This window comes from Hyphococcus sp., assembly GCF_041986965.1.
Taxonomy (GTDB): Bacteria; Pseudomonadota; Alphaproteobacteria; order Caulobacterales; family Parvularculaceae; genus Hyphococcus.
Map to the genome: position 1 here is coordinate 690,578 of NZ_JBHIXB010000001.1, position 26,115 is coordinate 716,692.

The following is a 26,115-nucleotide window of genomic DNA, read 5'->3' on the forward strand; positions in this document are numbered from 1 at the left end:
CGCTTTCGGGGCCTTGTGGTCGGGCGCGAGACTAGCCGGGCCCGGGCCCCGCGTAAACGGCCAGAAGCCCTGGTTTGGGCCCCCGGCGTTGAGGGCTTGTCTTCGCGCGCCGCCCCGGCCATCCCTTATTCCATGTCGATGAAAGACTTACCTCCGGAACCGGGCCTTTATGTGACGGCGACGCCTATCGGCAATCTCGCCGACATTACCTATCGCGCCGTCGATATTCTGAAAAAAGCCGATCTCATTTTGTGTGAGGACACCCGCCAGACAGCCAAGCTTTGCGCCGCTTATGGGGTGGAGACGCCGCGCTCGCCCTATCACGACCACAATGCGGCGAAGGTCCGGCCCGAGATTATTAAAAATCTGCAAGACGGCGCCGTCATCTGTCTCGTTTCCGATGCGGGAACGCCGCTGATCTCCGATCCGGGCTACAAGCTGGTGCGCGATGCGCGCGACGCCGGTGTTCCGGTCTTTCCGCTTCCGGGGCCGAGCGCGGCTATCGCCGCCTTGTCCGCCGCCGGCGCGCCAAGCGACCGGTTTTTCTTCGCCGGATTTTTACCCGCAAAACAGGGCGCGCGCGGCAAGGCGCTGGAAACAATCGCAAAGGTCGACGCGACGCTGATTTTCTATGAAACGGCGCCGCGCCTCGGCGATGCGCTTGCCGCCATGGAAACGGTTTTGGGCGACCGGAAAGCCGTCGTCGCGCGCGAGCTGACAAAGCTTCACGAAGAGTTTCGCGAAGGAGCGCTCAGCGAACTCGCCAGCGCCTATAAAGATGCGCCGCCAAAGGGTGAAATCGTGATTGTCGTTTTCCCGCCGGAGGAAAAAGCCGCTGACGCGGGCGACATAGACGCGTTTTTAATCGCGGCGCTTGGCGAAGGCGGCGTCAAGGAAGCCGCCGCCGCGGCGGCCGAACAATTTTCGATTCCGCGCAAGGAGGCTTATGCCCGTGCGCTGCAACTGAAAGGCGCCGGATGAGCGCGGCGCCGTCCCGCAAGTCTCGCCAGTTCGCTGAACGCGGCGGCCGGCGCGCCGAATGGCTGGCGGCGATGCTGTTGCGCTTCAAAGGGTTTTCAATCATCGCCAGCCGTCACAAAACACCGCTGGGCGAGGTCGATCTTGTGGCGCGGCGGGGCAGGCTTCTCGCCTTTGTGGAAGTGAAGGCGAGGGCGCGTCATGACGCGGCGATTGAGGCGGTGACCTATGCGGCCCGGCGGCGCATCGCGGCGGCGGCGGTGCTTTTTCTGTCGCGCCGCCCGGACCTTGCAGATTGCGCCACGCGTTACGATATCGTCGCGGTTGCAGGCTGGCGGCTCAAACATCTGCCGGACGCCTGGCGCGACGGCGACTAGCGCTAGGCGCCCCCGGTTTTCATTACCTGCGAACGGTCCCATGGAATGGGGTGTTCCGGATCATTCATCGAGTTGAGGGAGTTTACCCATGGCCATCCGTCTTTCCCGCACTGTTCTCGCCGCCGCCAAGACAGTTCTTGTTCTGGGCGCGTTTCTGGCGCTCGGCGCTTGCGCCTCGAGCCGCAATCTCGATCAGGCCTTTTCCGATCTGTCCGGCAATGCAGAGCTCAAAGGCGTCCTCTTCGCCGACCGCACCCATGATTATGGCGATATCGATCTTACCCTTTATGAGGGACGGTTGATGCTGACCGGCACCATGAAATCCGATCAGGGCCGCGCCAAGCTCATTGAAAACGCCTGGAAAGCCGATGGCGTCAAAGAGGTCATTGACGAGGTCTTTGTGGGCGACGGCACGGGCTTCGGTCAGGGCGTTGAGGACAGCCGCATCGACCAGGTGCTGCGCGCCCGGCTGATCGGCGACAAGGACGTCGTCAGCGGCGACTACAAAATCGCGGTGTCCAACGCCGTTGTCTATCTTCTGGGCGCCGCCCGCAGCCAGGCCGAGCTGGACCGGGCAGTGGAGCTTGCGCGGACAGTCGCGGGCGTTGAAAAAGTCGTGAGCCACGTTGCCTTGCGCGGGCCGCTGGTTCAGTAGATTGGGGGCGTAACGTCAGGCCCCCGGAGACCCATTCCCATGCTGAAGATCGCCATCCAGATGGACCCCATTGAGGCGGTCGACGTCAACGCGGACACCTCGTTCGATCTCGCCCTGGAAGCCTTTGGCCGCGGCCATGAGATCTGGGTCTATCAGCCGCAAATGCTGCAGCTCGATAGCGGAGTCGTCAGGGCCCGCGCCCGCAAGGTGGAAAGCTTGAAGCGGGAGCAGGGCGCCCATGTGACGCTCGCCGCGCCGAAAGTGATCGATCTCCATGAGGTCGATGTGGTGCTGGTGCGTCAGGACCCGCCCTTCAATATGGCCTACATTACGGCGGCGCAGATTCTGGAGCGCCTGATGCCGGAGGCGCTGGTGCTCAACAATCCGCGCTCTATTCGCGACGCGCCGGAAAAGCTCTTCGTCACTGACTTCAAGGACTTAACGCCGCCGACATTGATCACCCGGGACGCCGAGGCCATGCGCGAATTCCGCGCGACCCATGGCGACGTCATTGTAAAGCCGCTTTACGGCAATGGCGGCGCCGGTGTTTTCAAACTGTCCAGCGACGATTCCAATTTCAATGCGTTGCTCGAACTCTTCTCCGAAGCCTATGCGGAGCCGGCGATCATTCAGAAATTTCTGCCGGCGGTGCGTCAGGGCGACAAACGCATCATTCTGGTCGACGGCGAGGCGGTGGGCGCGATCAACCGCGTCCCCGCGGCGGGCGAGACCCGATCGAACATGCATGTGGGCGGACGCGCCGAAGCGGTGGAGATGAATGAACGTGATCAGGAGATCTGCGACCGCATTGGCCCGGTCCTGTCCGAGCGCGGCCTGATCTTTGTCGGGATCGACGTCATTGGCGACTATCTTACTGAAATCAATGTGACTTCGCCGACCGGGGTCCAGGAAGTCCGGCGCTTCGGCGGCGCTGACATCTCGTCATTGTTCTGGGACTGGACCGAGGGCCAGCGCGAAACCTGATCGCGCTGTCGCGGCGTCACAGGGAGTTGATAAATCGCGCATATAATGCTTGTTTCGCGCCCTTCACGAGGCCTTTTGTGGCCTCTCGAGACAGCTTCCGGGCGCTCATGCCCGCCCGAGCCGGAGCTGACGGCCCGGCAAGCGACCACGAGTATTTAAATGAACGCGCCTTCCATGACATCTGAAAAAAAGCTGCGCGTCGCTATTTTCTCGGGCAACTACAATTACGTCATGGATGGGCCGGTGCGCGCGCTCAACACGCTTGTCGCGTATCTCGAGCGTGAAGGTCATGAGGTGCTGGTTTTTGCGCCAACGACGTCAACGCCGGCTTTCAGTCACGCCGGAAAGCTGATCTCTATTCCATCCGTTCCCCTGCCGGGCCGGCGCAGCGAATACCGTTTGGGTCTTGGCCTGCATGGCAAGGCCAAGCGTGCGCTCGACAGTTTCCGTCCCGACATCGTTCATATCGCGGCGCCTGACTACACCGGCTTCGGCGCGCTCAACTATGCGCGCAAATTCGGCGTCCCGGCTGTCGCGTCTTTCCACACGCGCTTTGACACCTATCCGCGCTATTACGGCATGAGATGGCTAGAGAAATATCTGACGCGCTACATGTGTTATTTCTACGGCCGTTGCGAACATGTTTATCCGCCGTCCCATTCCATGGCTGACGAGCTCAAGCGCGACGGGATCGGCCGTGACATCCGGTTGTGGGCGCGCGGCGTCGATGGCGATATCTTCAATCCTGCGCGTCGCGACATGGCCTGGCGCGAAGCTAACGGGCTTGATGCGGACGACGTGGTCGCCGCCTTTGTCGGCCGTTTGGTGCTAGAAAAGGGCATCGATATTTTCGTCGATGCTTTCAACCGCGCCAAAGTCAATGCGCCCAACCTTAAGGCGCTTATTGTGGGGGACGGGCCGGAACGGGATACCTTCGCCGACCTCCTGCCCGACGGCGTCTTTGCAGGCTATTTGCAAGGGCCTGATCTCGCCCGCGCCTATGCCAGCGCCGATATTTTCTTCAATCCATCCATCACGGAAACCTTCGGCAATGTGACGCTCGAGGCTATGGCTTCCGGTCTTCCTTCCGTGGGGGCCGCCGCCGCTGGATCGCGCTCGCTTATTGAAAACGGCGTCACCGGTTATGTGGCCGAGCCCAATGCCGCGAGCTTTGCGGAAAAGCTGGCGCTGCTTGCCGAAGACCGCCCCTTGCGCCAGCGTTTCGGCAAGGCGGCGCGCGAGCGTTCAGCGCGCTTCAGTTGGGACGCAGTGCTCGCCGAACTTGTCGGGCATTATTACGAGGCGCTTGACGAGTTTCAGCCCTGCCGCCGTCACGCGCGCGCGCGCGCCGAAACATCTGCGCGCCAGCGCGCCGCCTGACGTCCGCCCATGATCGTTCCTTTGATCAAGTCCGCCGCCAATGGCGCTGCGCGCCGCTGGTCAAAATTGCGCGAGCGCGAGGAAGTGCAAAAGGGCCTCAAAGGTCTTCAATACGCGCTTCTGGCGGCGATTGTTGTTTATCTTCTCTACAAGCTCACCCATGTCGGCTGGCGCGAAGTGATCGGGTCGCTGCCGGAGAGTCCGTGGTTTTATCTTTTCTTTGTGTTGCGCTTTCTCGCGCTGCCAATATCGGAGCTGGCGCTTTACGAAATCGTCTGGTCGCGCCCGCTGGTGCGCCACTTCTTCGTCTTCATTCGAAAGCGTGTCTATAACTTCGCGGTGATGGGATATTCCGGCGAAGCGTTTTTGACCATCTGGGCGCGCCGTTGTTTATCTTTGCCGCACAAGACCATTCTTGTCGGCGTCAAGGACAACAACCTTCTTTCGGCTTTTGCGTCCAACGCCGCCACGGTGGTGCTCTTGCTCACGCTTGCGGCGACCGGCGGGCTGAAGGCGGGGCTGGACGCTTTCCCGGGCGCGCGCTGGCTCTTTGCGCTCGCTTTCCTCTCCGCGGGCACGCTCTCGGTCCTCGTCATGATTTTCCGCGACAAGCTGATGGCCTTGCCTAAAGGGGTGATGCCGCGCCTCATCGGCGTCCATGGCGGGCGCCAGGCGCTGATCATTCTTCTTCATGCGGCCATGTACGCCTCGGCGCTGCCCGGGGCGCCTGTGATGGCGTGGATGACCTTTATTGCGATGCAGCTTGTCCTCTCCCGCGTCCCATTCCTGCCCAATCAGGACATTGTCTATCTCGGCGCGGCCCTCTCCCTCGCGCCGATTGTGGGCGCGCCCGAGGCCGCCGTGGCGGGCATGCTGGTGGCGGAGGCCGGGCTTTCCCAGATCTTCAACATCGCCATGTTCTTTGCGACCGCTCACCTTGCCCGCGCCGAAGTCGGGCCCGATAGCCGGAGCAGGGCCGCTGCGGCGGCCGTGGCGTCCTAAATCTCCTTGAAGGCGCAGCGTTTTTGGGTCATCGCCTTCCGAATTGGTCCGGAATTCGCTAGAGACCCATGTCCCAGGCGATGACTGGGCCGGCGCCGCCCGGCCGGGCGCCGCCCGTTTTTGTTTTTCGGCAGGTGCGCTCCCGCCCATGCATCTTATTGACCGTTACATTCTGCGCGCCGTATCGACGCCGCTTATTCTGGCGCTGTCGGTGGCGGGCATGCTGCTTTTGATGGAGCACATGTTGCGGCTGTTTGATTTCGTGCTGGCCGAGCAGGGGCCGGTCGATGTCGTCTGGCGGATGCTCGCCAATCTGGTGCCGCATTATCTGGGGCTTGCCCTTCCCCTCGGCGCTTTTCTTGGCGTCATGCTGGCCTTCCGCAATCTTTCCATGTCGTCTGAGCTCGATGCGCTGAATTCCTCCGGCGCGTCTTTCGGCCGGCTGATGCGGCCGGTCTACATGCTCATCGCCATCATCATGGTGTTCGACTTCTTGCTGGTTTCCTACATCCAGCCTTTCGCGCGGTACAAATATCAGCAGATCCGGTTCGACGTGACCTCCGGCGCGCTCGGCATCAAAATCCCCGCCGGCGAGTTCATCGAGATCAGCGACGGCGTGACGATCCGTCTTGGCGAGATCAACACCGAGACACGCGATGCGCGCGATATTTTTCTGGAGCGCAAGGCGCGAGACGGCGGCCGCACGGTGATTACCGCGCGCTATGGATCGATCTCAACAACGCCTGAAATCACGTCGCTGCTCTTGAAATTACAAAGCGGGCGTCAGGTCATCATTAATGCGCTTGGCGACCGCATTCAGTCCCTCGATTTTGAAAGCTTCGATCTTGAGGTGGATTTGCCAGCAATCGGTGTCTTCAGGGAGCGCGGCGGCGACGAGCGCGAGGCGACGATCAACGAGGTTGTTCGCTATCTGCGCACCCAGCCGCAAAGCGCCGAGCTTTACGGGGAATACAAGGCGGGCCTGCATTGGCGCATTCTGCACCCGCTGACCTTTCTGGTGTTGCCGATCCTCGCCGTCGCCATGGGCGTGACGGGGCGCCGGCGCGCCTCCAATTTGAAACCTGTGCTCGGCGTCGCCATCCTGATTGTCTATCACGAAGTGGTGGAGGAATGGGGCAAGGTGGTCGCGGCCAATGGCGTGCTCTCGCCGCTCATCAGCATGTGGGGGATATTCCTTATTTTCGCGCTTTTATCGGCGTTTCTCTATAGCGGCTCCATCGATCAGGCGCGCAAGACGAAGGTCATGTCGCGGCGAACGAGCGAGACCGTGCGGATCGCCGCGCCGGCGGCGGATGCGGCTGAATGAACTACGCGCGCAATATTCTCACCAACTATGTGGGGCGGATGTTCTTCGTCCGCTTCATCGGGCTCTTGATCTTTTTTGTGATCATTCTGCAGATGCTCGATCTTTTGAACCGGTCGAGCGACATTCTGTCGCCCGAAGGCGCTGGCATGCCTTCGGTGCTGCGGTATATCTCCTTGCGCACGCCCCAGATCATCAGCCAGTTCACGCCCTTCGCGGCGCTTCTCGGCGTTGTCCTGACGCTCGCCGGGCTGTCGCACACCAGTGAAATCACGGTGATGCGCGCCGCCGGTATGTCGGTCAATCGCGTGCTCTTTCCATTGGGATTCGTCTGTGGGCTGATCACCCTGACCCATTTCATCTTTCACGAAACAGTGACGGTGCGGACGTCCGAGCTTCTCGACTACTGGGAGGTGAACGACTACGCCGTCGACCTGCCGCCCGAAAGCGACACGCGAACCGACATCCGCATCAACTATGACGGCGAGTTTATCGCGGCGGAAAGCGCGGCGCGTTATGGCGACGCCGTGGTGCTGACGGGCGTCACGATTGATGATGTCAGTGACGGGCTTCTCAATGGCGCGATCGAAGCGCGCTCGGCGCGGTTTGAAGACGGCGCATGGCGGCTTTATGGGGTGCGCAATCTCAGCGCTGTCGATCAGACGGTTTTCCAGGCCGACGAAGTCATCTGGACCAACAGTCTCAATCCGGAGCTGTTGTTCGCCATGACGCTCGAGCCGGAGCAGACAAGCCTCGTAGAGCTCTCCGCGAAGATTGATCAGCTCAATAATGACCGCGCCGACACCCGCGCGCCCATGACGGCGCTCTTGTCGCGTTTTTCCAAACCCATGGCGACCCTGGTGATGCCGCTTTTGGGCGCCATCGCCGGTTTCGGCGTGCATCGTCAGGGGGTTCTGCTCGCCCGGGCGGTGACCGGCGCCGCCCTCGGCTTCGCTTATTTTGTCGCCGAAAATCTCGCGCTCGCTTTCGGCTCTCTCGGCGTGGTCCCGGCGATCATCGGCGCCTTTTTCCCCCTCGCCATCTTCATGGTGGTCGGGTTTTCGATCATCCTCGCCATGGAGAACTGACCGGGACGCTTGTTTAACAGCTTGTCAATCTTCTCGTTATAGTTGTATATACTGCAATCATGGGTTGCGGTAATCGCAACGGCCGGTTGCCGGCGGAGCTAGAACAGGCGAGAGGCATATGAGCGGGCTGATCCTGAAACTGCGTCCTCACGAAGAGCTCATGATTAATGGCGTTGTCGTTGAGAATGGCGATCGCAATGCGCGGCTCCGGGTCAAGACCGAAGGGGCCCACATCCTCCGCCTCAAAGACGCCATCACCCCTGAAGAGGCGACGACGCCCTTGAAGCGTGCCTATTATATCGCCCAGCTCGCCGTCGCCGGACAGTTGTCGAATACGGAAGCCGCGGCGATCCTCAGCGAAGCGCTGGAAAGCGCGCCTGAGCTCAATAGCGCAATGGATCTCGGCGCCTGCGTCGCCCGTCATGATTTCTATCAGGTGATGCGGTCGCTGCGCGATATCGCTTTCCCGAACCGGGAGGCGGACAGGCGCGCTGACAATATTGCGACGGACACAGCCGCCGTCGCTGGCTAACGCCGCCATCAAAAGCTCGTTCCGCCTGTCTGCGGCCCGGCCTGGCGCCCGGTCTGGCGCCTTGTGTGTGCGGGCCTAATGGCCCAAATAGCCGCCATGGCGGAAACCACCGACATCATCACTTTTGGCTGCCGGCTTAACGCCGCAGAAAGCGAAACCATGCGCGGGCTTGCCGCCGGCGCCGGGATCGCTGACGCGGTGGTGATCAACACCTGCGCCGTCACCAATGAAGCCGTGCGGTCAGCACGTCAGAGAATCCGCCGCACAAAGCGCGAGCGGCCGGATGCGCGCATTATCGTGACGGGGTGCGCGGCGCAAACGGAGCCGGACGCCTTCGCCTCAATGCCGGAAGTCGCCGCCGTTCTCGGCAATCAGGAAAAACTCGACGCGGCGCAATGGACTGAGCTGGCGCGCGATGCGCCGGTCTTCGAAGATGGCGACATCATCCGCGTCAATGACATCATGTCGGCGCGCGACACCGCCGGCCATATGATCGACGGCTATGGCGACCGCGCCCGCGCTTTTCTGCAAATCCAGAATGGGTGCGATCACCGCTGCACTTTCTGCATCATTCCTTACGGCCGCGGCAATTCACGGTCGGCGCCGATCGTCCAGGTGATCGAGCAGGCGAAGAAGCTGGTGGACGCCGGTCATCGCGAGCTTGTTCTCACGGGCGTCGACATCACCTCCTGGGGCGCCGATCTTGAGGCAAGCCCCCGTCTTGGCGCTCTTGTGGCGGCGATCCTTGACCAGGTCCCGGACCTTTACCGCCTGCGGCTTTCCTCCATTGACGGCGCGGAAATCGATGACGAACTGTTCGAGCGCATGGCGGGTGATGAACGGGTTGCGCCGCATCTCCATCTGTCGCTCCAGTCCGGCGACAACATGATCCTCAAACGCATGAAACGCCGTCACAGTCGCGAAGATGCGATTTCTCTTTGCGATCGCATCCGCGCGCGCCGCCCGGCGGTGGCTTTTGGCGCGGACATTATCGCCGGTTTTCCGACCGAGACTGAAGAGATGTTTCAAAACAGCCTCGATATTGTCGATGAGGCGGGGCTCTCCTGGCTCCATGTCTTTCCCTTTTCGCCGCGTCAGGGAACGCCGGCGGCCCGCATGCCGCAACTGCCGCGCAGCGAGGTGAAGGCCCGCGCCGCCCGCCTTCGCGCGAAGGGGGAAGCGGCGGAAACGGCGTTGCTGGAAAGCCTTATCGGCCGGACGGAGGACGCCATCCTTGAAAGCGGCGGCCGGGCGCGGCTTGGGAATTTCGCCGTGTTTCGCATTGCGGCGCCGGGCCGGGTCGGCGACGTGGTTTCCGTACGGATCACCGGACACTCCGATGGCGTGCTGACGGGAGCGCCAGTGGGGGCGACGGCGTGATTTTTACTCACAAAAAAAGCCGCCCTTTTCATGGGGCGGCTCTTTTTAGATGTTGGGACCTGTTACTTACCAGGTTTGCCAGCCGGTTTCGGCGATGGTTTGCCGGCGGGTTTGGTTTGCGGCTTTTTGTCGGCAGGTTTGGCTTGTGGTTTGGCGTTCGCCATAGTGGTCTCCATAAGCGGCGCGGAGAATTCCGGCCGTGCCTAGATAATTATACAGTATAGAAACTTTTCAAGAGGGTCAGAGGCTCCGTGGCGAATAAATTTTTGTCAGGTTTGTTCGGAAAGAAAAAAACCGAAGAGGAAACGGTCGAGGCGCCGTCCGAAACGGAGGCTTTACACCCGGCCGGGGAGCCGGCGCCGCCCGTTTCTGAACAGGAAGCCGGCCCCCCACCGGCGCCGGAACCCGATCCGCCGGCCGAACACCCCGCGCCCGCCCCGGAAAAGAAAAAAGGCTGGCTGTCGCGCCTTCGCGACGGGCTGTCCAAGTCCTCGGACAAGCTTTCCGAAGGCGTCACCGCAATCTTCACCAAGCGCAAGCTCGATGATGATACGATTGATGAACTGACGGACCTGCTTATCACCGCCGATCTGGGCGTGCCCGCCGCGACCCGGATTACAACGGCGCTCGCCAGAGACAAGTTCGACAAGGATATTACCGATGAGGAGGTCCGCACCGCGCTGGCGAGCGAGGTCGCTGCGACCCTTGCGCCGCTCGAAAAACCCCTTCTGATCGACGGCGTGAAAAAGCCCCATGTCCTTCTCATGGTCGGGGTCAATGGCGCCGGGAAGACAACAACGATCGGCAAGCTGGCGAAAAAGTTTGCCGATGACGGGAAATCGGTGATGCTTGCTGCGGGCGACACTTTCCGGGCGGCGGCGATCGAGCAGCTTCAGGTCTGGGGCGAGCGCACCGGGGCGCCCGTCATCGCCCGCAAGGCCGGCGCCGACGCCGCGGGGCTTGCGTTCGATGCTGTGAAAGAGGCGCAGGAAAAAGGCGTCGATATTTTGATGATCGACACGGCGGGACGGCTTCAAAACCGCAAGGAACTGATGGATGAACTCGCTAAGATCGTGCGGGTCGTCAAAAAGCTCGATGAAACGGCGCCGCATGACGTGATTTTGACGCTTGACGCCACGGTCGGACAGAACGCCCTCAGCCAGGCGAAAACCTTTACGGAGATCGCGGGTGTCACCGGCCTTGTGATGACCAAGCTTGACGGTACGGCCCGCGGCGGCGTCCTGGTCGCCCTTGCGGACACATTCAAATTGCCGATTCACTTTATTGGCGTCGGCGAAGGTGTTGAGGATTTGCAAAGCTTTAACGCCGATGCCTTTTCAAAGGCGCTGGCGGGCACCGCCGCATAGCGCCGCAAGTTGAATTCAAGGATTTCCAATGACGTCTGAAGTGCAAGTGAAGGGTCAGAAACTGACCGGCGGCGCCAAATTCGCCGTGGAGATGGGCCCGCTGGCCGTTTTTATGATCTCCTATTTTTTCGGCGGCCGTCTGGTTTCTCTGGCGGGGTCTCTTACCGGTCATGAATGGTGCCTTCGCGAAGGCTCGGAAATGTATCTCGCCGTCGCGGCCTTTATGCCGTCATTCGCGCTCGCTTTTGCTTACAGTGTCTGGAAGGAAAAACGCATCGCCCCCATGCTGCTTGTCAGCGGCGTTATTATCGGCGTCCTCGGCACGCTGACATTGGTTCTTCACAACAAGACGTTCTTTTATATGAAGCCGACGATCGTCTATGCGCTTTTCGCCGCGCTGCTTTACGCCGGTCTGCGCACAGAACGGAATTTCCTGCGCACGCTTTTTGATGGCGCGCTGCATATGCCTGATGACGCCTGGCGCATCCTGACAATCCGCTATTCGCTGTTTTTCGCCGCGCTTGCGGTGGCGAATGAAATCGCCTGGCGATGGCTCACCGCCGGGTGCCCGCCGGAGCCTGCGCTTCCCGTGTCGGCGTCGGGCGGCTGGGCGTGGCTCCTGACCGAGTGTGGCATCGAGCAGGTCGCCAAATGCGCAGGGGAAGCCAACTGGGTGAAAATCAAGGTTTTCGGCTTCACGGCGGTCAGCCTTGTCTTCACGGCTGTCCAGGCGCCCTTTATCGCCAAGCACATGCCTGAAGAGCATGGGCCCGAAGACAAAGGGACCGGCGAAGACGGGTCGAAAGACGACAAGCCCGGCGCCTAAAGCCCGTCCACGGGATTGGAGAAGGGCGGAAAGTCTTTGCGATCCTTCGTCTCGCGATAATGGCGCAAAGCCCAGCCGACCGATGGGAAGGCGAGGTCGGGCCACGGGATGTCAGCCCAGTCGTAAAGTCCCACTTCTTCGCTTTCAGGGCCGGCGCCGATCTCGGCGCTTTTCAGTCGCGCCCGAAACATCAACTGGACTTGCGATATTCGCGGGATCGAATAGACCGCGAGCAGGCGTTCGATTTCGATATCGGCCAGGGCTTCCTCCTGCGCTTCGCGGGCGGCGCCGTCTTCGGCGGTCTCGTTCAGCTCAAGATAACCGGCGGGCAGCGTCCAATAGCCTTTGCGCGGTTCGATGGCGCGTTTGCACAGAAGAATCTTTTCTCCCCATGTGACCACAGAGCCAACGACGATTTTCGGATTTTTATAATCCACGAACCCGCACGTCGCGCACACATCGCGCTCCATGGAATCGCCGGATGGAATGGTGCGGATGAATTTCGGTTCATGTTCGTGCATTTTCGGCATTGTCCCTGTCCTGATGAAGCATACGGACGATCCGTTCAAAACGTATATTTTCCGCATACGACGGTATTGCATTTTCGAATGCGGCGCGCGATATGCTACCTCAAGAAGTCAAGCAGTCGAAACCGTCCGCATCGGGCGTAATTTTAAAAGCGCGGGGACACGCGCTTGCGGCGACGCTCTCGGGCGGCGCAGCAAAGACAAGGGTGGAGATCGTGAACAAGAGAGCGGCTGTTTCGGAACGCGTTCTCAATTTCCGCCATGGATGGAGCGTCGGTGATCTAAGATAGCGCAAAATCGCCTTTCCACGTTCTATTCGCCTTCCAGTAGCCAAAAACGGAGAAGAAAATGGCTTACTCACTCAAGAACTCGCCAGGCCACCTTCTGCGCCGCGCGCAGCAATATGCTCACGACCTCTACTCCACCGAAGTCGGCGCCAATGGCCCGACGCCGCGCCAGTATGAGGTGCTTCATGTCGTCGCGCAGAATGCCGGCCTCAGCCAGACCGACCTTGTGCAGCAGACCGGCATCGATCGGTCGACCCTTGCCGACATGATCGCGCGGATGATGAAAAAAGGCCTTTTGTCGCGCAAGCGCACCAAGGAAGATGCGCGCGCCAACGCCGTGTCGATTACGCCAGCCGGCAAGCGCATGCTCACGGCCGCCAATTCCAAAGTCGCCAAGGCTGAAAACGCGGCGCTCGCCGTGCTTCCGAAAACGCAGCAGGCCGCGTTCATGAAGTCGTTGCGCGCTTACGCCGAAGCCCTCGACAAGATGGCTGAAGGCGCCGCCACGCCGGCCAAAAAGAAAACCACGCGTAAAAAAGCCGCCAAGAAAAAAGCGCCGGCAAAGCGCAAGACGACGGCGAAACGCAAGACCACGAAGAAAAAGCGCGGCGCCAAACGTCGTTAATCTCACGAAATTTTGATGATGCGAAAACGCCGCCATTTTGGCGGCGTTTTTCTTTATCGTCTTCGCGGCGCCCGCCATTCCGCTGTCGGCGGCGGGCCGCCTGCGCTGACGGGCCGTGGCGCGTAGCCGCCCATGGAAATCATCCGGTCATATATTACGAGCGCCGCGGCGACGGAAAGATTGACGCAAAAGCGCGTCGGGATTTTCACCAGATGCGTGCAGAGCGCGCTTGCCTCGGGCGAAAGGCTCCCCTTTTCCGGTCCCAACAGATAGGCGGCGTTTAAGGGGTGGCGAAAACTCGGCAGGTCGACCGCGCGGTCATCGAGCTCCACCCCCACGAGGACGCAACTCTTGGGAAGGCGCATCTCATCGAGTGTGTTCCATTCATAAAGCGGCAGATGCGCGTCCGACTTCGACGTGTCGGCGAGCTTGACTTCGCGCGCCTTGTGATGAGCGTTGATGGTGAAGGCGAAACTGGCGTTAAAGGCGTGGGCGGTCCGCAGGACGGCGCCCAGATTCATTGCCTTGGAGATGCGTTCCGATCCGACGCCGAAATAACCGCGCATGAAAAGCCCCTTGCTTTATCCGCGCCTACCGGCTCGGGGTGGTGGGGTCAAGTCGGGGCGCAGACAGCTAAAGGGACAGGCGCAGACAGGTAAAGTGGACGGCAGAACCCGTTTCAGGGCATGCTGCGCGCCATGAGCGAAGCCAACACCGCCGCCGCCGGCGACGACCGCATCAAATTTCTGGTGATTGCTTCCGGGGCGCCGGAAGCGCGCCTCGCTGCGTTTTTTGCAGGCCGGCGGGCGCGCCGCTCCAATGCGCGTGTCGCGCTGCTCGCCATTGTGGAGCCGCCGGAGTTCGGCCACTGGGCCACGGTCGCCGAGACCATGCGCGCGGAGGCCTATGAAAAGGCGGAAGGGGTCCTCCGCGAATTCGCCGCGGAGGTGAAAGCGCAGTCAGGCGAGGACCCCGAAGAGATCGTCCGCGAAGGCGTGATTGTTGAGGAGCTTCGCAAACTGATCGAAGAAGATCCCGCCATTTCCATTCTCGTCCTTGGCGCCTCCACGGAAAGCGCCGGACCGGGCCCGCTCGTGTCATCGCTTGCGAAAAACCCCGCCTATCTCGGCGCGCGCCGGATCCCCGTGACGGTCGTTCCCGGCGAAATGACGCGGGATGAATTGCGGCGGCTCGCAGGCTGATGGACGCGGACAAGTTTCACCTGCCGGGAAAGCACTATTTCCTGTCCCATTCCGTCGGCGCGCAGCCAAAGGCGTGGGAGGCCGAAGTCATGGCGGGTTACGCCGCGCCCTGGCGAACCGAAGGCTTCGATGTCTGGGACCCGTGGTTCGCCGCCCTTGAACGCTTTAAGGCGGGGCTGGCGCCGATCATTGGCGCGGCGCCGGAGGACATTTGTCCGCAGGCGAATGTTTCCGGCGGCGTTTCAAAAATTCTGTTCTCTCTGCCTGAGCGCAAAGGACGCACCAAAATCGTCCTGACCGAGGACGCCTTTCCGACAGTGGGTTTTGCGCTGGAGCAGGGCGCGCGCCATGGATATGAGCTTGAGTTTCTTCCCGGTGGCGATCGTCTTGCGGACCCGGATGCGTGGTTCCGCGCCTTCGCCGATGACGTGCAGATGGTCGTACCGCTTCAGGTCTATTCCAACTCCTCAGTGCTGGCACCGATCGAGGAGATCGCAAAACGCGCCCGCGCAGCCGGCGTTTTCTCGCTTGTGGACGCCGCTCAGGCGGCGGGCGCCGTTCCCTTGAAGCTTAATGACTGGCGGCCGGATTTCGCTGTCGGTACATCGCTTAAATATCTGTGCGGCGGCGCCGGCGCGGCGTGGCTGTGGGCCAATCCCGACACGGCGAAGGACTGCAAGCCGCTTGATGTGGGCTGGTTTTCCCACGCCGATCCATTCGAGTTCGACATTCATCATTTTGATTATGCGCCGGGCGCCGCGCGCTTCACCGGCGGCACGCCCTCGGTTGCGCCCTTCGCCGGGGCGGCTGCGGCGCATGAGATCATCAACGCTCATGGCGTTGAAGCGATCTATGCGCATAATCAGCATCTTTTATCGCGCCTCTTCGATGCGCTGCCGCGGGATGCGTTTTTGTCCTCGACAATGCAGGGCGCGCGCGGGTCCGCCGCGCTCATCAAGGTGCGCGATTACGAGGCGGCCGCGGCGGCGCTTGCAAAAGCCGGCGTCGGTCACGATACACGCCTCGGCGCCGTGCGAATTTCAGTTCATCTTTACAATGATGAAAAAGATATCGACGCGCTGATCGCGGCGATTGAACCGCATCTATAAGTCGAACTTCAACGACACCGGTGCGTGATCGGACGGCTTTTCCCAACCGCGGGCGTCGTCATGAATCCGATAACCTTCCCGCCCCAGCGCTAGCGCGGGTTTTTTAAGGGCCGGGCTCACCCAGATATGATCGAGGCGGCGGCCGCGGTTCGATGCGCGCCAGTCTTTGGCGCGATAAGACCACCATGTGTAAAGCTTTTCCGGCTCGGGGATCAGCTCGCGCGCCACATCGACCCAGCCATGAGACGCAATCACGGCATTCAGTTTTTCAACTTCGATGGGTGTGTGAGAGACGACTTTCAAAAGCTGTTTATGAGACCAGACGTCGTTCTCCGTCGGCGCCACATTGAGATCGCCCACCAGCACTGCTTTCGAGCGGGGGCCAAGCTCTGCAAACCAGTCGCGCATCTCGTCAAGGAAATCGAGTTTGTGCGCGAATTTGTCGTTTTTCTTCGGGTCCGGTTCATCGCCGCCCGCCGGTACATAGAAATTGTGAATGCGCATGCCGCCTGAAACGCTTGCGGCGATATGACGGCAATCGCCCTTGTCGCAAAACCCTCGGATCTCGACATTTTTCAGCGGCAGCCGCGAAACAATGGCGACTCCGTGATACCCCGCCTGTCCCGACACCGCTTGATGCTCATATCCCGCGGCGGCGAGCGCCTTGCCGGGAAAATTGTCATTGAGGCATTTGATTTCCTGAAGACACAAGACGTCCGGCGCTTCTTCTTTAAGGAAGCGAGTGACATGATCGATCCGTAGGCGGACGGAATTGATGTTCCAGGTGGCGATTTTCATCAGGCGGGCAGACTCTCAGCGGGCGGGGCCAAGGCTTCGGATAGGGGCGAGGCCGGGGAGCGTCAAGACGGGATATGGCCGCCCTCTGGCGGCTGGCGCCGTCAGGAATCGCCGGATGCGAATTGCGGGGAGGCGCGGCGCGGCGTAGGAGCGGCGGTTGATGGAGAACCTCGCCCAATTTTTACCCGAAGCGGTCCCCCTCTGGGCCGCGGCGCTGGTCGTTTTCTCGAGCTTTTTCACAGGCGCGATCACGGCCGCTTTCGGGCTTGGGGGCGGGCTGGCGCTCCTCGCCGTGATGAGCGCGGTTTTCCCCGCGGCGGCCGTGGTCCCGGTCCATGGGGCGGCGCAGGCCGGGGCGAATGCCGGGCGGTTCTACCTCCAGCGCAAGGAGGTGGTCTGGCCCATCGTGCTCTGGTTCAGCCTTGGCGGGTTGATTGGGGCGGCGATCGGCGGACGGCTTGCCGTGGAAACGCCGGTCTGGCTCTTGCGCGGGGGCGTTGGCGCTTTTGTGATCTGGACCCTTTGGGGGCCGAAACTGAAAAGCTTCGCCCCGGGAACAAAAACCTATTTCGCGGTCGGCGTCGTCACCGGCGTTCTCACCATGTTTTTCAGCGCCACCGGGCCGATTGTGGCGGCGATGCTGTCCGCGACGGCGCTCGGCCGGCTCAATATCGTGGCCACCCATGCGGCGGCCATGGTGATCCAGCACATTGTGAAGATCACCGCCTTTGGCCTTCTGGGCTTCGCCTATGGGGAATGGGCGTGGCTTTTGGGGGCGATTCTGATCTCCGGTTTCGCCGGCACCTATGTGGGCACGCACTATCTGCGCGCCATGCCGGAGGAGACCTTTCGCCGGGGCTTTCGCCTGATCCTTTCCGTGGTGGCGGTCTACCTGATCGCCGCCGCGCTGATGGAGCTCAGAACAGGTTGAAGGACGAGCCGGTGATGGAAACCGGCCAGCGGCCGAATTCGAACAGGCGAAACTTCGCCGCCAGGGGATGGTTTTCGGCGTCGAAATCACTGTCCGCCGCGGCGATAAGGGCGAGCGCTGCGCCATTGGCCGCCTGCACGGCGGCCCCGACGCAAAGCGTCTTGATCTGCTCGTCATCGAGATCGCTGAGATAGGAGACTTCCTCGACTGCGTCCTTTGCGGGCTCGGAGACTTTCTCTGCGATCAGCGCCATGCCGATGCGCAGCGCGTCTTCTGAGAGCAATTCCAGCGCCCGGCCCGTCAGATCCGCCCGCAGCGATTCTTCGGCTTCCCAGGCGGGGCTCTGCCAGTCGAGGCTTTCCGCGACATCGGCGGCGTCGTCCCAGTCCATGAGCATGGCGATTTCGGCGTCCGGAAAACCCAGCCCGGAACAATAGTCATGGGCCGCGGCCTTCGCCCCGGGGGTCAGCGCCTCGCCGATATTGGCGAACCACGGGATGCGGTCGAGCGAACGGGCGAAGCGGGAGAGGCGGGCGAGGCCCGGAAGCTCTCTTTCCAGATCTTCGAGGTCGGTTTCGTCCATGAAAGGGTCCTTCCGGGATGGGCGGTTCGGCAAGCCAGACATAGGGCGCGCGGAGCCCATAAAAAAGGCGTCCGATCACGAAGATCGGACGCCAAGCTGCGCTGTTGCGCCTACGCCGGGAGGGGATATTCCGGCGACGCGGTTGGCTATCGGGCCTGCAAGCGGGGGGGCAACGCCGGCCCAACATTGATGCCTCTCGCGTAGTGTTACATTAACGCATCAGGAGGCGTTTTTTCAATAGGACGGCGAAAAAAAACTTGCGTGTGACACTGTTACAAAATGGCAAGCCGGGTTGACCCGTTTTGGCCTACCTGTCCAGGAACCGGCCGCCCGCCTCGGGCGCTCTGAAAAGGCTGTTCGCCAGACGCTCGCCATAGACCACCTTGTCGAGGGTCACGACGGTGATGCCGCCCTGAAGATCGCGCACGATCCAGCGGCGCAATTTAAGATCCGGCGCATCGGCGATGACGGTGAGTTCGCCTTCGGTTTCTTCGTCATTGGAAGCAAAAGTGATGGCGACGGTGTCGACGCCGCGGTCAACCGAAACGACGCGCGCATCATCGCGGTCGATTTTTTTCTGCAACAGGAATTTCAGCGGCGTCTTGCCTGCGGGATAGGAGTCGGTGGTTTCAAGTTCCTCGTCGCGCACATAGACAATGCCGCCATTGGCGACGATCAGCAGCGGCGCGGGCGGTTCGTATTCGAAACGCAAAAGCCCCGGCCGGCGCAGGTAAAACTTGCCCTCTGAGATCGCGCCGGAAGGGGCGATCTGGGTGAAGTCGCCTTTCAGCGTATCGAGCCCTTCAAGCCAGGCGATGACTTTTTCGACAACCGCCTCGTCGCTTTCGTCTTCAAAGGCGAGCGGGCCATCATACTCCTCGCGCAAGTCCGCGCTCACGGCGTCGGCGCCGGGCTCGGCGGTTTTCACTGTGGGCTGGCTGATTTCCTCAATGAGGATTTCGCCGGGCGCAGCGCTTTCAGCGCCAGCAGGCGTTTCCGCCGTCGTTTGCTCCGCTTGGGCCAGAACAATTTCCTGAGCAGGACGGGCGGCCATGGCGCCGTCGAGACACATCAGGGAAATCGCGGATAAAAGCGCAAGGCTCATGGATCGTCTCCGGTTATCTTGCGGCCTGTCTAGGAAAAGGCGGTGTCCAAAGGAAGTCGCGATTATGGCGCGGACATGGCTCCAACACACAAAGGCCACACGAAATCGTTACTTCATCAGCGCGTAGGGCCCGCCCCGCTCCAGCGCGCGCGCATAGGCGGGCCGCGCCTGAAACCGCATCAGGTAAGCGGCGATATTGGGATATTCGCCGCCTTTCAGATTGTCCTGGCCGCGCGCGGAAAACGCCTCGACAGGAAAGCTCATGATGATGTCCGCCGCAGTGATGTCGTCGCCGACAAGCCAGGGCGTGTTTTCCAGCGTCGATTCGAGAAAATCATATTGCGCCTTCATCGTGTGATTAAGATAGCCGTCGCGAATGGACCCGGCGATCTTCTTCGCGATCGGTTTTGCAAAAAACGGCATCGGCGCCGTTTCAATGCGATTGACGAAAAGCGTGAACACGAGCGGCGGCATATAGGTTCCTTCCGCCGCATACATCCAGTAGCGATATTGATCATAGGCAGGCGTTCCCGGCGCGGGGCGGAGCTTGCCGCGCCCATGGGCGTCGAGAATATGTTCGATCATCGCGCCGGTTTCCGCAAAGACCTTGCCGTTGTCGTCGATCACCGGCGACTTTCCGAGCGGATGCACCTGCATCAACTCCGGCGGCGCGAGGTTGGTTTGCTTGTTCCGCTCATAGCGCTTGACCTCATAGGAAACGCCAAGCTCCTCAAGCAGCCAGAGGATGCGCTGCGAGCGGGAGTTTTCAAGGTGATGAACCGTCAGCATAAAGATGTTTCCTAAAAGAGTTTCCCGAGCGCGTCCTTGGTGAAGGTCTGAAGCTCGTCATTGCGGTTGTCGCGCACTTTCACCGCCCAGTCCGGATCCTGCAAAAGCGCCCGCCCGACGGCGATAAGATCGAACTCTTCGCGCTCCATCATTTCAACGAGGCGGTCGAGACTTGCGGGCTCTGAAGCTTCGCCAGCATAGGCGGCGATGAATTCCCCGGAAAGGCCCACGGACCCGACGGAAATCGCCGGCTTGCCCGTGAGTTTTTTCGCCCAGCCTGCGTCGTTAAGCTCAGAGCCTTCATAGGTGGGCTCCCAGAAACGGCGCTGCGACATATGGAAAACATCAATCCCGGCCTCAACCAACGGCGTCAGCCATCGCTCGAGCTCCTGCGGCGTCGCAGCAGTCTTGGCGGCGAAATCCTGTTGCTTCCATTGCGAGAGGCGAATGATGAGCGGATAGTCAGCGCCCACCTTGGCTCGTGTCCGGCGAATGATTTCTGAGGCGAAGCGTGTGCGCCCGTCCCAGTCGCCGCCCCATTTATCATCGCGGAGATTGGTCTGGTCCCAGAAGAAACTGTCGATGAGATAGGAATGGGCGCCGTGAAACTCGACAGCGTCAAAGCCAATCTCTTTCGCTGCGACGGCGGCGTCGACAAATTCGGTGATCGCCGTTTCGATTTCCGCTTCGCTCATGGGCTCCCAAAGCGGTTTGCCCGGCATTTTGATTCCCGAGGCGGACCATGACGGAATTTCGGGATGCGGCGTGTTTTCAGGGTTGCGAAACGGGCCCTCGTGCCAGAGCTGGATGCCGATCTTGCCGCCCGCCTTGTGAACCCCATCAACGACATTGCGCCAGCCTGCCTTGGCGGCGTCTGTGACGATATTGGGAACATTGGGCGTGCCGGTGGCTGTATCTTCATTTGTAGAGACGCCTTCGGTGAGAATAAGGCCCACATCGCCTTCGGCGCGGCGGCGGTAATAGGCGGCGACATCGTCCCCGGGGATGTTCCCCGGTGAAAAGCTTCGCGTCATGGGCGCCATGACGATGCGGTTTTTGAGGGAGAGATTGGCGAATTCGACGGGTTCAAAAAGGATGCGCGTATCGGTCATGATGGCTTTCTGTGAAGATGTTCAAACGGCTGCACATATACTGAGCGGGAGCCCAAAAGGCACGGGCGCATCGCAGTGATGTGAGAATCCGGTTGGTTTGGCGCGGCCGGGCGTGTAGATGGCCCCCATGAAATTCCTCGATCGCACCAAGATCTATATCCAGAGCGGCGCCGGCGGCGCGGGGTGTCTGTCGTTCCGGCGCGAGAAATTCGTCGAGTTCGGCGGGCCCAATGGCGGCGATGGCGGCGCGGGCGGTCATGTCTGGGCTGAGGCGGTGGAAAACCTCAACACGCTGATCGACTATCGCTACCAGCAGCATTTCAAGGCGCAGAACGGACGCCCGGGCGAGGGCTCTAACCGCACTGGCGCTTCCGCCGACGATCTTGTCATCAAGGTGCCGGTCGGCACGCAGATCTTTGAGGAAGATGAGGAAACCCTGATTGCCGATCTCGATACGCCGGGCGAACGCGTGTTGCTCGCCAAGGGCGGCAATGGCGGGTTCGGCAATGCGCGGTTTAAATCGTCGACCAATCAGGCCCCGCGGCGCGCCAATCCCGGTCAGCCGGGCGAGCAGCGCACGATCTGGCTGCGCCTGAAACTGATCGCCGATATCGGTCTTGTGGGATTGCCGAACGCCGGCAAGTCGACCTTTCTCGCCGCGGTGTCGGCGGCGAAACCCAAGATTGCCGATTATCCGTTCACGACGCTGCACCCCAATCTTGGCGTGGTGCGCGTCGGCGAAGGACAAAGCTTCGTGCTCGCCGATATTCCGGGCCTCATTGAAGGCGCCCATGAAGGCGCCGGCATCGGCGACCGCTTCCTTGGCCATGTGGAGCGCTGCGCGGCGCTACTGCATCTGGTGGATGGAACGCAGGAAGATGTTGCGGACGCCTATCGCACCGTGCGCGGTGAGCTTGAGGCCTATAGCCACGAACTTGCGCAAAAGCGGGAGATTGTTGTGCTGAACAAGATCGATGCGTTGACGCCGGAAGACATCGAAACCCGCAAGGCGGCGCTTGCAGACGCTTCGGGCGTTAATGTTGAAGTGATTTCGGGGGCGGCCGGAATGGGCATGCAGCCGCTGTTGCACAAGCTGATGGCGCTGGCCGCGGCTGCGCGCGGTGAATATCTGAAACCGGATGAGATTTCGGAACCGGAAGAAGACCAATGGACGCCGTAACGGCTGTTTGATGACGCTGCCGGTTGGATTCTGATCCCGCCCCCCTTAAGTAGGGCCCGCCGTAGTCGGGGATGGTCCTTGCCGCCAAGCCAGAAGACAGAGCGCCGCCGCATCGGGCTGCTGGGCGGCTCGTTCAATCCTCCGCATCAGGGCCATCGCGAGATTTCGCTCGCGGCGCTCGAAAGGCTGGGGCTTGACGCTGTGTGGTGGCTGGTGACTCCCGGCAACCCGTTGAAAGACCCCAAGATTTATGCGGCTTATGAGGACCGTTTGCGCCTTGCGCGAGTTGTCGCCAATCATCCCGACATTGTCGTCAGCGACTTCGAGCGCCGTCGCGGCCTCACCTATACGGCCGAGACACTGGACGCGTTGCAGGCGATCAATCCTAACGCCGCCTTTGTCTGGCTTATGGGCGCTGACGGGCTTGAGAATTTTCATCGTTGGAAAGACTGGCGTCACATCGCAGAAACTGTGCCCATCGCCGTTTTCAATCGGCCGGGTCATGAAACTGATGCACTTGCGAGCGAAGCTGCAAAAGAACTCGGCGTCTTTCGGATTGATCCTGAAGACGCCATGTCGCTCTGTGCAACCGAACCGCCCGTCTGGGTGTTCTTGCCCGATACGGAAAACCCGCTTTCTTCAACCGCCATCAGGAGCAGAAAAATCAGTCACTCTCTAACCATAGACCAATCCGATGACCTTATCGCGCCGTGCGGCGCGCTCGCCTTCTTTCTCGATCTTCATCCCGATCTCGGTGATTTCCGCGCCGATGTGATCGAAGGATTGTCGCTGCCGCAAAAAACCATTTCGCCAAAATATTTTTATGACGAAGCAGGCTCCAAACTGTTCGATCAAATTACGGAGCTTGAAGAATATTACCCGACCCGCACCGAGAAAGAAGTTTTCCTGGAAAACGCCGGCGAAATAACCGCGGCTATCGGACCGCGTGCGGCGATCTTTGAATATGGCTCCGGCTCGAGCGAGAAAATCGAATGGCTGGTCAAGGGGCTGAAAGAACCGGCCGCTTATGTCGCCATGGATATTTCGCGCGACCACCTTCTCGAAAACGCCTCTTCTATCGCAGAGGTTTTGCCGATTCCGGTCGCGGCGATCTGCGCTGACTTTCATTCGCCGATTGAACTGCCCAAAAGCGTCTTGCCGCCGGCGGACCACTGGCTCGGCTATTTCCCGGGGTCGACCCTTGGCAACATGACGCTTGGCGCCGCCAAGAATTTTCTGGAACGAGCCTCCGCAACGCTCGGTGAGAATGCGCAATTCCTCATCGGTATTGATCTCGTCAAAGACAAAGCCGTTCTGGAAGCCGCCTACAATGACGCGCGCGGCGTGACGGCGGCGTTCAACATGAACCTCCTTAAACGGATGAAATCGGAATTGGGCGCCAAGCTCAATCTCGACGATTTCGAACACTACGCCTTTTACAATGACGTCGAAGATCGCATCGAAATGCACCTGCGCGCTCAGTGCGCGACAGCGATTGAGATCGACGGCGAAGCTTATGGGTTTGTCCCCGGCGAGACGCTGCACACCGAGAATTCTCATAAATTCACCTTCGAAAAGCTGGAGCGTTTGGTTAACCAAACCCCCTGGCGCCTTGAGAAATCATGGACGGATGAAAAGGGCTGGTTCGGCGCGTGCCTTTTAAGCAACAGCTAATTTGGCCGCCCCGGTTGGAGCCGATGGGAAACGACCTTATATCTAACACACGGGAAAGTTCCCGTGCAGCGTATGGAGAGCGGAGCTGAACGCACAGCAAGGCGCCGCGGCCGCCGGAAAGGCCGCTATGGGCTTGGTATCCAGCCAGGCCGGTCTGGAGCAGGAGAAAGAGGGCGCATTGGCGAACCTCTCTCCCGAAGAACGCAGCCAGGCCATTTTATCCCTCATTCTTCAAGAGCTTGACGATGACAAGGCCGAGAATGTCGTGACCATCTCGCTTGCCGGCAAGTCTGATATCGCCGACGCCATGGTCATCGCCTCCGGGCGCTCCCAGCGTCATGTGAGCGCCATGGCTGACAAGGTCATGCGGCGGTTGAAAGACGCCGGCATGAGCCGCGCCCGGATCGAGGGCGCGAGCGCTTGCGATTGGGTGTTGATCGACGCTGAGGACGTGATTGTTCATCTCTTCCGTCCCGAAGTGCGCGACTTTTACAATCTTGAACGCGTCTGGTCGGAAGCGGCGCACACCCCCTCTTCTGCGTCAGCGAAATCTGACGCCTAAGCTGGCCTAGTTGTAAGGAAGCCCCGCTCATGCGGCTCCTGATCGCCGCAATCGGAAAAATGCGCGGCCGCGCCGAAGCTTCGCTCGTCGAAGACTATCTTGACCGGGCGCGCGGCTTCGGGCGCCGCATTGGCTTTTCCGATGTCGCTTTGCAGGAATTCGAGGCGCCAAGGGCGTTGTCGGGGCCTGCGCTCAAAAAACGCGAAGCCGAGCTTCTCCTCGCCGCCGCCCCGGAAGGGGGCAGAGCCTTTGTTCTGGATGAACGTGGGGAAAATATTTCCAGCGAAAACCTTGCTGCGTTATTGGGCCGTTTGCGCGACGACGGCGCGCCGGCGGCGGCGTTTTTCATTGGCGGCGCCGACGGGCACGACAAGGCGTTGCGCGACAAAGCCGACCACCTCATCTCTTTTGGAAAAGCAACCTGGCCGCACATGCTTGTCAGGGCGATGCTGGCGGAGCAACTATACCGCTCCATGACAATCCTGTCCGGCCACCCTTATCACCGCTCATGACCTTGCGGCTTTTCCTTCTGGCTCTTGCCGTGACGGCGCCGCTCAGCGCGCGCGCGCAGGTCGATTCTGATGAGCTCAAAGCTGTCGAAGAACAGCTGAAAGAACGCGCAGAAGAAGAAAAACGCTTGAGAGACGAGGCCGCCGCCAAGCAGCGCGAAGTTTCGGCGCTGCGCAACAGCCTGATTGAAACCGCGAACTCCATTCAGGACTCGGAACGCAAGATCGCTGACCTCGAAGATTCCATTGATGAATTGGAAGCCGAAAAAGTCGAAGCCGAAGCTGCCCTGAAAAAGGAAAGCGAAAATCTTTCCGATGTGCTTGCCGCGCTCCAGTCGCTTGAAATGTCGCGTCCGCCCGCGCTGCTGGTGACGCCGGAAGACGCTAACAAGGCGGCCCGCGCCGCCATGCTCCTGTCCGATGCGGCGCCCGAAGTGGAGGCGCGCGCCGCGCGTCTTCGCGCCGCCATTGAGCGCCTCGCCTCGCTCGCTGAAGAGCTTGACCGCGACCGCGCCAGTTTCGCCAGGGAGAGCGGCGCCCTTGCGGCCCGCCGTGATGTCCTCGCCGAACTCCTCACCAAGAAAGAGCAGGAGCATAATGTGGCTGAGGCGCTCGCCGCCTCCGCCCAGCGCGAGACCGCGCGGATCGCCGCCCAGGCCTCTTCCCTGCGCGAGCTCATTGACCGCCTGTCGCGGCTCGCCCACTCGATTACGCCGCGCCTGAAACCGCCCGCGCCGAAAGAGGCGCCGGCGCCCGTTTCCTCAACGCCCAATCTGCCCAGCATCAAGCAGGTGGAGCCGCAGCCGGTGATCACCGCAAAGGCCTTTGGGGACGCCCGCGGCGCCCTGCGCTCGCCTGTCGCAGGAAGGTTAACGGGAGATTTCGGCAAACGGCGTCCGGAAGGCGGAATTTTCGAGGGCCTGCGTTTTTCCGTGCGAGATCAAGCCATTGTGACGTCGCCATTTGAGGGAAGGGTGAAATTTGCTCAAAGCTGGCCCGGCGTCGGCAATCTCATCCTTCTGGACGTGGGCGATGGCTACCATATATTGTTTCTGGGCGTTGGCCGGTTCCTGGTTGAGGAAAACCAGCGCATCACAGCCGGCGAGCCGGTGGCGGAAATGTCCAGCGGGGGCGTGCTGGACTTCGAAATCCGCAAAAATGGAGAGCCTGTTAACCCGGCATTGTGGCTCTCCCGTAAAACTATCGAAAGCCTCCGCTGATCGGAGGCC

The 26,115-nt window shown here is 60.8% G+C and carries 28 protein-coding genes; 21 read left to right on the forward strand and 7 right to left on the reverse strand.

The window, feature by feature from the left end; genetic code table 11:
• Positions 1-96: 96 nt before the first annotated feature.
• From rsmI to ACFC5L_RS03475, 12 genes are all read left to right on the forward strand, one after another.
• The gene (gene rsmI, locus ACFC5L_RS03420; protein ID WP_375201683.1) at positions 97-981 is read left to right on the forward strand and encodes a 16S rRNA (cytidine(1402)-2'-O)-methyltransferase; all 885 of its coding nucleotides are present in this window, start codon (positions 97-99) and stop codon (positions 979-981) included.
• A complete protein-coding gene (locus ACFC5L_RS03425) occupies positions 978-1,355 on the forward strand; it encodes a YraN family protein (protein ID WP_375201682.1) in 378 nt (125 codons plus the stop codon). The genes rsmI and ACFC5L_RS03425 overlap by 4 nt, the downstream gene beginning before the upstream one ends.
• Positions 1,356-1,443: 88 nt before the next feature.
• On the forward strand, positions 1,444-2,010 hold the full coding sequence (locus ACFC5L_RS03430) for a BON domain-containing protein (protein ID WP_375201681.1): 567 nt from the start codon (positions 1,444-1,446) through the stop codon (positions 2,008-2,010).
• 39 nt (positions 2,011-2,049) lie between these two features.
• On the forward strand, positions 2,050-2,994 hold the full coding sequence (gene gshB / locus ACFC5L_RS03435; RefSeq protein WP_375201680.1) for a glutathione synthase: 945 nt from the start codon (positions 2,050-2,052) through the stop codon (positions 2,992-2,994).
• Between the two features lie 174 nt (positions 2,995-3,168).
• Positions 3,169-4,374: a glycosyltransferase family 4 protein gene (locus tag ACFC5L_RS03440; protein WP_375201679.1), complete on the forward strand. Its 1,206-nt coding sequence runs from the start codon at positions 3,169-3,171 to the stop codon at positions 4,372-4,374.
• Between the two features lie 9 nt (positions 4,375-4,383).
• Entirely contained in the window at positions 4,384-5,376 is a 993-nt protein-coding gene (locus ACFC5L_RS03445) for a hypothetical protein (RefSeq protein WP_375201678.1), read from the forward strand.
• A gap of 148 nt (positions 5,377-5,524) precedes the next feature.
• Positions 5,525-6,703: an LptF/LptG family permease gene (locus ACFC5L_RS03450; protein ID WP_375201677.1), complete on the forward strand. Its 1,179-nt coding sequence runs from the start codon at positions 5,525-5,527 to the stop codon at positions 6,701-6,703.
• The gene (gene lptG / locus ACFC5L_RS03455; protein WP_375201676.1) at positions 6,700-7,788 is read left to right on the forward strand and encodes an LPS export ABC transporter permease LptG; all 1,089 of its coding nucleotides are present in this window, start codon (positions 6,700-6,702) and stop codon (positions 7,786-7,788) included. Before ACFC5L_RS03450 ends, lptG begins: the two co-directional genes overlap by 4 nt.
• A gap of 118 nt (positions 7,789-7,906) precedes the next feature.
• Positions 7,907-8,320, forward strand: a complete 414-nt coding sequence (locus tag ACFC5L_RS03460; protein ID WP_375201675.1) for a flagellar biosynthesis repressor FlbT — start codon at positions 7,907-7,909, stop codon at positions 8,318-8,320.
• Positions 8,321-8,398: 78 nt separating this feature from the next.
• Positions 8,399-9,700, forward strand: coding sequence for a tRNA (N(6)-L-threonylcarbamoyladenosine(37)-C(2))-methylthiotransferase MtaB (gene mtaB, locus ACFC5L_RS03465; RefSeq protein WP_375201674.1), 1,302 nt, complete (start codon positions 8,399-8,401; stop codon positions 9,698-9,700).
• Positions 9,701-9,951: 251 nt separating this feature from the next.
• Positions 9,952-11,067, forward strand: a complete 1,116-nt coding sequence (gene ftsY, locus ACFC5L_RS03470; RefSeq protein ID WP_375201673.1) for a signal recognition particle-docking protein FtsY — start codon at positions 9,952-9,954, stop codon at positions 11,065-11,067.
• 28 nt (positions 11,068-11,095) lie between these two features.
• A complete protein-coding gene (locus tag ACFC5L_RS03475; protein ID WP_375201672.1) occupies positions 11,096-11,893 on the forward strand; it encodes an inner membrane-spanning protein YciB in 798 nt (265 codons plus the stop codon).
• On the opposite strand, the gene ACFC5L_RS03480 is transcribed toward ACFC5L_RS03475, so the two are convergent.
• A complete protein-coding gene (locus ACFC5L_RS03480) occupies positions 11,890-12,423 on the reverse strand; it encodes an NUDIX hydrolase (RefSeq protein WP_375201671.1) in 534 nt (177 codons plus the stop codon). The genes ACFC5L_RS03475 and ACFC5L_RS03480 overlap by 4 nt on opposite strands.
• Before the next feature lie 345 nt (positions 12,424-12,768).
• Between ACFC5L_RS03480 and ACFC5L_RS03485 the strand changes: the two genes are divergently transcribed.
• Positions 12,769-13,332 carry a MarR family winged helix-turn-helix transcriptional regulator gene (locus ACFC5L_RS03485; protein WP_375201670.1) on the forward strand — a complete coding sequence of 188 codons (564 nt, stop codon included), beginning with the start codon at positions 12,769-12,771 and terminating at the stop codon, positions 13,330-13,332.
• A gap of 53 nt (positions 13,333-13,385) precedes the next feature.
• Here ACFC5L_RS03485 and ACFC5L_RS03490 read toward each other — a convergent pair whose 3' ends face one another.
• Positions 13,386-13,898: an RNA methyltransferase gene (locus ACFC5L_RS03490; RefSeq protein ID WP_375201669.1), complete on the reverse strand. Its 513-nt coding sequence runs from the start codon at positions 13,896-13,898 to the stop codon at positions 13,386-13,388.
• Between the two features lie 132 nt (positions 13,899-14,030).
• Between ACFC5L_RS03490 and ACFC5L_RS03495 the strand changes: the two genes are divergently transcribed.
• Entirely contained in the window at positions 14,031-14,534 is a 504-nt protein-coding gene (locus ACFC5L_RS03495; RefSeq protein ID WP_375201668.1) for a universal stress protein, read from the forward strand.
• A complete protein-coding gene (locus tag ACFC5L_RS03500; RefSeq protein WP_375201667.1) occupies positions 14,534-15,643 on the forward strand; it encodes an aminotransferase class V-fold PLP-dependent enzyme in 1,110 nt (369 codons plus the stop codon). Before ACFC5L_RS03495 ends, ACFC5L_RS03500 begins: the two co-directional genes overlap by 1 nt.
• Here ACFC5L_RS03500 and xth read toward each other — a convergent pair.
• Complete coding sequence (gene xth / locus ACFC5L_RS03505; protein ID WP_375201666.1) at positions 15,638-16,441, reverse strand: exodeoxyribonuclease III; 804 nt, start codon at positions 16,439-16,441, stop codon at positions 15,638-15,640. The two genes, ACFC5L_RS03500 and xth, sit on opposite strands and share 6 nt — an antisense overlap.
• A gap of 160 nt (positions 16,442-16,601) precedes the next feature.
• Between xth and ACFC5L_RS03510 the strand changes: the two genes are divergently transcribed.
• Complete coding sequence (locus ACFC5L_RS03510; RefSeq protein ID WP_375201665.1) at positions 16,602-17,372, forward strand: TSUP family transporter; 771 nt, start codon at positions 16,602-16,604, stop codon at positions 17,370-17,372.
• On the opposite strand, the gene ACFC5L_RS03515 is transcribed toward ACFC5L_RS03510, so the two are convergent.
• The 4 genes from ACFC5L_RS03515 to ACFC5L_RS03530 all read right to left on the reverse strand — a co-directional run bounded on the left by ACFC5L_RS03515 (position 17,359) and on the right by ACFC5L_RS03530 (position 20,961).
• On the reverse strand, positions 17,359-17,955 hold the full coding sequence (locus tag ACFC5L_RS03515; protein ID WP_375201664.1) for a hypothetical protein: 597 nt from the start codon (positions 17,953-17,955) through the stop codon (positions 17,359-17,361). The genes ACFC5L_RS03510 and ACFC5L_RS03515 overlap by 14 nt on opposite strands.
• Positions 17,956-18,262: 307 nt before the next feature.
• Positions 18,263-19,060, reverse strand: coding sequence for a LolA family protein (locus ACFC5L_RS03520; protein WP_375201663.1), 798 nt, complete (start codon positions 19,058-19,060; stop codon positions 18,263-18,265).
• A 108-nt stretch (positions 19,061-19,168) separates the two neighbouring features.
• Positions 19,169-19,849 carry a glutathione S-transferase family protein gene (locus ACFC5L_RS03525; protein ID WP_375201662.1) on the reverse strand — a complete coding sequence of 227 codons (681 nt, stop codon included), beginning with the start codon at positions 19,847-19,849 and terminating at the stop codon, positions 19,169-19,171.
• A gap of 11 nt (positions 19,850-19,860) precedes the next feature.
• Positions 19,861-20,961: an NADH:flavin oxidoreductase gene (locus tag ACFC5L_RS03530; RefSeq protein ID WP_375201661.1), complete on the reverse strand. Its 1,101-nt coding sequence runs from the start codon at positions 20,959-20,961 to the stop codon at positions 19,861-19,863.
• A gap of 127 nt (positions 20,962-21,088) precedes the next feature.
• Between ACFC5L_RS03530 and obgE the strand changes: the two genes are divergently transcribed.
• From obgE to ACFC5L_RS03555, 5 genes are all read left to right on the forward strand, one after another.
• Complete coding sequence (gene obgE, locus ACFC5L_RS03535) at positions 21,089-22,141, forward strand: GTPase ObgE (RefSeq protein ID WP_375202351.1); 1,053 nt, start codon at positions 21,089-21,091, stop codon at positions 22,139-22,141.
• Positions 22,142-22,219: 78 nt separating this feature from the next.
• Positions 22,220-23,815, forward strand: a complete 1,596-nt coding sequence (egtD, locus tag ACFC5L_RS03540; protein ID WP_375201660.1) for an L-histidine N(alpha)-methyltransferase — start codon at positions 22,220-22,222, stop codon at positions 23,813-23,815.
• A gap of 127 nt (positions 23,816-23,942) precedes the next feature.
• The gene (gene rsfS / locus ACFC5L_RS03545) at positions 23,943-24,377 is read left to right on the forward strand and encodes a ribosome silencing factor (RefSeq protein ID WP_375201659.1); all 435 of its coding nucleotides are present in this window, start codon (positions 23,943-23,945) and stop codon (positions 24,375-24,377) included.
• Positions 24,378-24,406: 29 nt separating this feature from the next.
• Entirely contained in the window at positions 24,407-24,889 is a 483-nt protein-coding gene (rlmH, locus tag ACFC5L_RS03550; RefSeq protein ID WP_375201658.1) for a 23S rRNA (pseudouridine(1915)-N(3))-methyltransferase RlmH, read from the forward strand.
• A 29-nt stretch (positions 24,890-24,918) separates the two neighbouring features.
• Positions 24,919-26,106: a murein hydrolase activator EnvC family protein gene (locus tag ACFC5L_RS03555; protein ID WP_375210735.1), complete on the forward strand. Its 1,188-nt coding sequence runs from the start codon at positions 24,919-24,921 to the stop codon at positions 26,104-26,106.
• The last annotated feature ends 9 nt before the right edge of the window (positions 26,107-26,115 follow it).

Excerpts from the sequence above, each read along its gene's own strand:
- ACFC5L_RS03425 (WP_375201682.1), top strand. The coding sequence starts at position 978 with ATGAGCGCGGCGCCGTCCCGCAAGTCTCGCCAGTTCGCTGAACGCGGC.
- ACFC5L_RS03430 (WP_375201681.1), top strand. The coding sequence starts at position 1,444 with ATGGCCATCCGTCTTTCCCGCACTGTTCTCGCCGCCGCCAAGACAGTT.
- gshB (WP_375201680.1), top strand. The coding sequence starts at position 2,050 with ATGCTGAAGATCGCCATCCAGATGGACCCCATTGAGGCGGTCGACGTC.
- ACFC5L_RS03440 (WP_375201679.1), top strand. The coding sequence starts at position 3,169 with ATGACATCTGAAAAAAAGCTGCGCGTCGCTATTTTCTCGGGCAACTAC.
- ACFC5L_RS03445 (WP_375201678.1), top strand. The coding sequence starts at position 4,384 with ATGATCGTTCCTTTGATCAAGTCCGCCGCCAATGGCGCTGCGCGCCGC.
- ACFC5L_RS03450 (WP_375201677.1), top strand. The coding sequence starts at position 5,525 with ATGCATCTTATTGACCGTTACATTCTGCGCGCCGTATCGACGCCGCTT.
- lptG (WP_375201676.1), top strand. The coding sequence starts at position 6,700 with ATGAACTACGCGCGCAATATTCTCACCAACTATGTGGGGCGGATGTTC.
- ACFC5L_RS03460 (WP_375201675.1), top strand. The coding sequence starts at position 7,907 with ATGAGCGGGCTGATCCTGAAACTGCGTCCTCACGAAGAGCTCATGATT.
- mtaB (WP_375201674.1), top strand. The coding sequence starts at position 8,399 with ATGGCCCAAATAGCCGCCATGGCGGAAACCACCGACATCATCACTTTT.
- ACFC5L_RS03475 (WP_375201672.1), top strand. The coding sequence starts at position 11,096 with ATGACGTCTGAAGTGCAAGTGAAGGGTCAGAAACTGACCGGCGGCGCC.
- ACFC5L_RS03480 (WP_375201671.1), bottom strand. The coding sequence starts at position 12,423 with ATGCCGAAAATGCACGAACATGAACCGAAATTCATCCGCACCATTCCA.
- ACFC5L_RS03485 (WP_375201670.1), top strand. The coding sequence starts at position 12,769 with ATGGCTTACTCACTCAAGAACTCGCCAGGCCACCTTCTGCGCCGCGCG.
- ACFC5L_RS03490 (WP_375201669.1), bottom strand. The coding sequence starts at position 13,898 with ATGCGCGGTTATTTCGGCGTCGGATCGGAACGCATCTCCAAGGCAATG.
- ACFC5L_RS03495 (WP_375201668.1), top strand. The coding sequence starts at position 14,031 with ATGAGCGAAGCCAACACCGCCGCCGCCGGCGACGACCGCATCAAATTT.
- ACFC5L_RS03500 (WP_375201667.1), top strand. The coding sequence starts at position 14,534 with ATGGACGCGGACAAGTTTCACCTGCCGGGAAAGCACTATTTCCTGTCC.
- xth (WP_375201666.1), bottom strand. The coding sequence starts at position 16,441 with ATGAAAATCGCCACCTGGAACATCAATTCCGTCCGCCTACGGATCGAT.
- ACFC5L_RS03510 (WP_375201665.1), top strand. The coding sequence starts at position 16,602 with ATGGAGAACCTCGCCCAATTTTTACCCGAAGCGGTCCCCCTCTGGGCC.
- ACFC5L_RS03515 (WP_375201664.1), bottom strand. The coding sequence starts at position 17,955 with ATGGACGAAACCGACCTCGAAGATCTGGAAAGAGAGCTTCCGGGCCTC.
- ACFC5L_RS03520 (WP_375201663.1), bottom strand. The coding sequence starts at position 19,060 with ATGAGCCTTGCGCTTTTATCCGCGATTTCCCTGATGTGTCTCGACGGC.
- ACFC5L_RS03525 (WP_375201662.1), bottom strand. The coding sequence starts at position 19,849 with ATGCTGACGGTTCATCACCTTGAAAACTCCCGCTCGCAGCGCATCCTC.
- ACFC5L_RS03530 (WP_375201661.1), bottom strand. The coding sequence starts at position 20,961 with ATGACCGATACGCGCATCCTTTTTGAACCCGTCGAATTCGCCAATCTC.
- obgE (WP_375202351.1), top strand. The coding sequence starts at position 21,089 with ATGAAATTCCTCGATCGCACCAAGATCTATATCCAGAGCGGCGCCGGC.
- rsfS (WP_375201659.1), top strand. The coding sequence starts at position 23,943 with ATGGGCTTGGTATCCAGCCAGGCCGGTCTGGAGCAGGAGAAAGAGGGC.
- rlmH (WP_375201658.1), top strand. The coding sequence starts at position 24,407 with ATGCGGCTCCTGATCGCCGCAATCGGAAAAATGCGCGGCCGCGCCGAA.